The organism is Hyphomonas sp. UBA3601, from assembly GCF_002375605.1.
Lineage (GTDB): Bacteria > Pseudomonadota > Alphaproteobacteria > Caulobacterales > Hyphomonadaceae > Hyphomonas.
Genome location: NZ_DFME01000108.1, coordinates 3,694 through 6,415, shown reverse-complemented (window position 1 = coordinate 6,415; position 2,722 = coordinate 3,694). Strand labels below are relative to the sequence as shown.

The 2,722-nt window shown below is 61.1% G+C and carries 2 protein-coding genes; both read left to right on the top strand.

What is annotated here, in order from left to right:
• A partial coding sequence (locus B4F73_RS11050; RefSeq protein ID WP_290483270.1) for an SDR family oxidoreductase occupies positions 1-1,329 on the top strand: 1,329 nt, incomplete at its 5' end.
• A partial coding sequence (locus B4F73_RS11045) for a polyketide synthase (protein WP_290483269.1) occupies positions 1,326-2,722 on the top strand: 1,397 nt, incomplete at its 3' end. The genes B4F73_RS11050 and B4F73_RS11045, both read left to right, overlap by 4 nt.

Below are 2,722 nucleotides of genomic sequence, written 5' to 3'. Positions count from 1 at the left end.
GAGCTTTCAGCATGGGGACCGTTTGCTGTGACGGCTAGGGCATCGGAGATCGCAACCGAATTGGTTCAGGCGCTCACCGGACGAGGGGGTCAGGCGGGCCTTCTGGGCGAGAGCGTTCAGGGTGTTCAAACGGTGATCGTAACCGAAGGCCTTTCGCATTTGCCGGTAACGGAACGACACTGGCAGGTTCTGGACATTTGCAAGCGGCTATATGCGAGCGGTGTTCGGATTGTGATTTTGGAGTATGCGGGCGCTGGCGACTTTGCGTACACTTCCGGTCTGAAAGGCCTCTCCCGCACACTTCGTCAGGAGTGGCCTGATCGGTCGATTGTAACCTGGTCACTTCCTGCTGGCGCGTCGCTGAACGCACAGGCTGAACTGGTACTTGGCGCGATCGCCTCCAATGCTCCCGAGGCAGATCTCGATGCGGCGGGTGCTTCGGTGATGGAGATCGGTACTGCACCTGGGCTCGTGCAGGCAGCTCCAACAGATACGAATGTCTGGTTCGTACCGGGCGGCGCGCGCGGTGTGACCGCAGCATGCGTATCCGAACTGGCGCGTCGGCAAGCGGGGGCGACCTTTGTTCTTGCGGGCCGGTCTGGCATCACGCCCTGGCCAGAAGGATTGCAGCCAACAAGCGACGTGAAACTTGTCCGGGGTGCGCTGATCTCCGCAGCCAAGGCGCGCGGCGAAAAGCCTGCCTTGCCTTCCATTGATCGTCAGGCGCGCGCGCTGCTGGCAGGACAGGAAATTCGTCACACACTGGACGCCATCGCGGCGGCAGGGGCGGGGGCTGTCTATTTGCAGGTAGACATGTCGAATCGCGACAGCGTTCTCGCCGCCGTTCAGAATATTACGGCTGAGTGCGGGCCGATTACTGGCCTCGTGCATGGGGCAGGGGTGCTGGCAGATGGGCTTGCCCTGAAGAAGACGCGAGAAGATGTGGAATATGTCTTCGGGCCGAAGGTCGAAGGCTTGGCAAACCTGATCGCCGCTATCGACCTTTCGCAGCTGCGCCATGTCGGCCTGTTTTCGTCCGCCTCCGCCGTATTCGGCAATACGGGGCAGAGCGACTATGCGATGGCCAATGCCTGGCTTGGCGCCGTTGCGCGGAAGCTCGCAACGCAACTGCCCGCCGCGATCGTCAAGAGTTTCTGTTGGGGCCCTTGGGATGGCGGCATGGTCGACGCAACACTGGCGGGACATTTCGCAACACGCGGCATTTCGTTGATTGGCCTTCAGGATGGCGCGCGCATCTTTGCTGACCAGATTCTTCAGGGAGACAGGCAAGAAATCGAGCTATTGATCGGGGATGAGTGGGCAGGATGACGGGTGATTGCCGATTTGAGCCGATTGCTATTGTCGGCCAGGGCTGCGTGCTGCCGGGGGCCATGAGCCCGGCGGAGCTTGGCGATCTCGTCTTTGACAAGCGCGTGGTCTACGGCCCGGTGCCTTCTGAGCGGCTTGGGCTTTCGGAAGCAGATGCAGCTTCCCGAAACTATGTATCCGGAACGGTGCAAGGATTCGAGGATATCTTCGATGAGGATCGTATTCCGGAAGCGTGGCGCGCAGCGGCCAGGATCGACCCGGTTTGCGCCTGGTCCGTTCATGCCGCGTTGGATGCGTGGAGCAACGCACGTCGTCCGAAGGTCCGAAAGGGCCGCGCAGGTGTCTTTGTGGCCAATCTTTCCTACCCAAGCGCGGCGCATGCAGACTATGCCGCACGCCATTGGGCGGGGCAGGCGCTTTCGGAACCGCTTGCGACGTTCAATGCTTCTCTTCCGCCCCAACTGATCGCTCAGACGCTCGGCCTGTCCGGTCCAGCATTCTCGCTTGATGCGGCGTGCGCCTCATCGCTCTATGCGCTGGAGATCGCCTGTCGACGGCTTCAATCGCAGGCGATTGATTGCGCCGTCGTTGTCGGCGTCAACGCGGCCGACAATCTGATCCTCCATATCGGGTTCGAGGCGTTGAAGGCACTCAGCCCGACCGGCCAGTCACGACCCTTCGTGAAGGGCGCAGACGGATTAGTGCCATCTGAAGGAGCGGTCTCGGTTGTCCTGAAACGTCTGTCTGATGTGAAGAAGAAGGATGTCGTTCACGGTGTTATTCGGGGCATCGGCCTCTCGAATGATGGTCGGCGCAAGGGTTTGCTCGCCCCGTCCGGCGAGGGCCAGACTGAAGCCATGACGCGCGCATACACAATGGCGGGCGTGGATCCGAAGAGCGTGTCCTATCTGGAATGCCATGCGACCGGCACGCCGACTGGTGACGGTGTCGAGGTGCAGGCATCTGCGGACATGTTCGCAGGCAACAAAAATCTCGCCATCGGATCCCTGAAGGCCAATACAGGGCATCTCATCACGGCGGCGGGCCTGGCCAGCCTGCTCAAGCTGACCGAAGCGTTCAAGCGCGAAGCCCTGCCGCCTACACCGATTAGAGGTAACCTGATCGAAGTTGCTAGCCGGAACGGTATGAAAGTTCTGGGGGAGGCCGCACCGTGGGAGCCGCGTAACGGAATTCGCCGCGCAGCTATCAGCAATTTCGGTTTCGGCGGCAACAATGCGCATCTGATCCTCGACCAGTATGATCCGGAATCGGATTTGGTTGAGGCGCGGGAGGCCAAGCTGTCCGAGCAGGACATCGTGATCTGCGGGACAGGCCTGCTGGCGGGTTCTGACCGCGGGGCGGACGCCGTCACGCGCCGCATCATGAACCAGCA